Consider the following 2740-nt stretch of genomic DNA (forward strand, 5'->3'; position numbering starts at 1 on the left):
GATCACGGACCTCGATCATCTCGGCAATACGATCGCGCACTTCCGCAAGCAACTCGCGCAGATGCAGGTGACCGAGCACCCGTTCGAGATCTGGGGCGTCGTCTCGCCCAGTTTCGCTCACGGGAGGAAGTCTTCCATCCAAGGATCTGGTTTTCCATTGCCCGAACAAGCGGGGCGGTCCGAGCGCCGCAAACCGCACAGCCGGCGAAACCCGGCAGCGACTCGCAACCTTTACCTGAACACTCGCAACCTCGATCGCAACGTTCACCCGAACATCGCAACCTTCACCCGAACAGGACAGCGATCTTGGCTCGGCACCGACCGCCATCTTGGCCGTCCTTTAGTACAGTCTCAAAACTAAGATTTGACGCGGAGTGGCAGGGACGTGCTGTGCGACAGAAACACCCAGTTGGGCCAGTCGCAGAATGCGCCTCAAAACTGATGTCTCATATTGCTGCGGTTTGCAATTTATGAGACACTTACCGCATGGCACTCACCACCACACTGACCGCGACCGGCACTCAACTCGGGTATGCGCGGGTGAGCACCGGACACCAATCGCTCGACCAACAGGTGGATGCGCTGACCGCGGCAGGCGTGGACCCAAACCGTATCTACGGCGACAAGCTGTCGGGAACGTCCACACGGGAGCAGCGACCCGGCCTCGCCGCACTACTGGACTACGCGCGCGAAGGTGACGCCATCGTCGTCGTCGGCATCGACCGCCTGGGCCGCAACGCCGAGGAGGTCATGACAACCATCCGTGAGCTAGGAGAACGGGGGATCGTGCTGAGGTCGCTCCGCGAGGGCATCGACACGTCCAACGCGACAGGCCGGATGGTGGCCGGCGTGCTCGCCAGCCTCGCTGAGCTTGAGTTGGAGCTTGGGCGGGAACGCCGTGCGGCAGCGCGGGATGCGCGGCGGGCACGCGGGCAGCACATCGGCCGCCCGAAGGCACTCGACAAGTCAAAAGCTGCTCTGGCCCAGAGGATGCATGCGAGCGGGGAATCGGCGAGCACGATTGCCGCCACGCTTGGCGTCAGCCGGGCGACCGTCTACCGAGTACTCGCTGCGAATCCAATCGCATAATGCGATCTGCGCGTCTATGAACGTCTTGCTGCGCCACAAACTGCGGACGAACAGGGGAAACGCCTTACCGCAATGTTCTGGGGGTCAAGTGGTCGCAGGTTCAAATCCTGTCAGCCCGACGATAGGAATTGCCTAGTCAGCGCATGTTTTCGGGTCAACTTGTTGATCTGTCGTGCGATCTGCATGCAATGTCTAGCCAGCATTTGCCAGCACTCACCGGCACTGCCAGCCGGGTCGAACAGCGCCGCGCTGCTCTGGCGTCAGCGGTGGCCCAAACATCGTCGCCCTCGGCCAGGGCGGTCAGCAGATTCTCCCGGATTTCCTGCTTGACTCCCCGTTCACGATGACCGGCGGCACGTAATTCGCCAACGGTGCGGGGCAGATTGCTCGGTGATGTCACCACTCCACGCTACGACGGTGCCGCCGATACGGCACTGCGTCCTCCCTCCGAGGAGTCTTCTGACACGAAGGTCGGGCAATCTGGATCGATTGCCCGACCTTCGGTAGAGGACTTTTGAGCCCACCGGAACGGTGGACTCTCAGACCGGCTAGCTCATGGTGACAGTCGCGTCCTCATCGCCTGTTTTAAAGGTGACCGTGCCGTGCTCGAACACCGACTTGAAAGAGCCGTCGGGGAGGATTTGCTCGTCAGAGGTCGGATAGCCCAGCTTGCCCTGCGAACCATCCAACTTGTTCCACTGGTCGCGGATCTTGCCCCATACGAAGTAGACCGGGTTCCCAGTCCTGTAAATGAGCACACCGCCGTCGAACTGCTGGTAGACACCGCTGCCGTCCTTGGTCGGATGCTGGTTGTCGAACGGTTTGCCCAGGTCCTTCAGTTGAGCTTCGGTAAGAGTCTGGTACCTCGCGAGAATTGGTCCTTCCACGGTGTACGACGTGCCGTTGGCACCAGGGATGGTTGTAGTTGCGCCCGCGACCGCACTACTGCTTGCGGACGTCGCGGACGACGCGGCCGAAGACGTCGCGGACGAGGCTGAACTTGCTGTTTCGCTGGATTTGCTCGCGTGGCATCCGGAACCGATCAGAGCAAATCCCGCAATCGCAGCGGTAAATGCCACTGTTCGTTTAGTAACTGCGCGCATCTCATTCCTCTCGAATTGGTACGACGGCCATCGGCATACCAAACCGGAGCCTATTCCGGTCCGCGACCGCCCGGCAAGGAGGAAATTCGCAGGCTCGCGAGCGGAGCTGGGGCGATTTGTCGTACGACCCGTCCACCGGTGGCGTGCTCCGGTCAGGTACAAAGTGACGCCGGCGTTGCCCGCCGCACGATGTCGTCGGTGCCGACGATGACGCCGCCGCGCACGTTCACAATCCCCTAGAGGGCTGCGGCCGCTTCTGCCACGGCCATGTTCCCGTCATCTCCACCTGCAGCGAGAAGCTCAGGAATGTCCGGATCAGTACGATCCCGGCGAGCACGAGGACGCTTTGGCCCGTGGGGGTGATCGCCACGGTCCTGATGATGTCGGCGGCGACGAGAAACTCCAGGCCCAGCAGGATGGAGCGGCCGAGTTGCTTGCGGAACGATTCGTACGGGGTGTCGTCCGGTTGACGACGGCGCGTCACGATCGCCGCGGCCGCCAGCAGCGCGCCGCCGACGATCACGACGACGCCGGTCGCGTCGACCGCC

Annotated in this window: 4 protein-coding genes and 1 pseudogene; 2 read left to right on the forward strand and 3 right to left on the reverse strand. The window is 62.2% G+C overall.

The genetic code is table 11. From position 1 onward, the window contains the following. Together VKI00_RS14825 and VKI00_RS14830 are read left to right on the forward strand one after the other, a co-directional pair. The coding region (locus tag VKI00_RS14825; RefSeq protein WP_324438577.1) for a hypothetical protein at positions 1-361 on the forward strand (361 nt) is incomplete at its 5' end. A gap of 125 nt (positions 362-486) precedes the next feature. After that, positions 487-1089, forward strand: coding sequence for a recombinase family protein (locus VKI00_RS14830; RefSeq protein ID WP_324438579.1), 603 nt, complete (start codon positions 487-489; stop codon positions 1087-1089). A 271-nt stretch (positions 1090-1360) separates the two neighbouring features. On the opposite strand, the pseudogene VKI00_RS14835 reads toward VKI00_RS14830, so the two are convergent. The 3 genes and pseudogenes from VKI00_RS14835 to VKI00_RS14845 all read right to left on the reverse strand — a co-directional run. After that, a pseudogene (locus tag VKI00_RS14835) lies at positions 1361-1492 on the reverse strand (hypothetical protein); the annotation flags it as partial. Positions 1493-1637: 145 nt separating this feature from the next. Next, positions 1638-2168: a hypothetical protein gene (locus VKI00_RS14840; RefSeq protein WP_324438581.1), complete on the reverse strand. Its 531-nt coding sequence runs from the start codon at positions 2166-2168 to the stop codon at positions 1638-1640. A gap of 250 nt (positions 2169-2418) precedes the next feature. Then, positions 2419-2740: DUF1622 domain-containing protein (locus VKI00_RS14845; RefSeq protein ID WP_324438583.1), on the reverse strand; the 322-nt coding region annotated here is incomplete at its 5' end.

The organism is Mycobacterium sp. (genome assembly GCF_035314665.1).
Taxonomy (GTDB): domain Bacteria; phylum Actinomycetota; class Actinomycetes; order Mycobacteriales; family Mycobacteriaceae; genus Mycobacterium.

Coding starts and splice junctions, on each gene's coding strand:
- VKI00_RS14830 (WP_324438579.1), top strand. CDS start 487: ATGGCACTCACCACCACACTGACCGCGACCGGCACTCAACTCGGGTAT.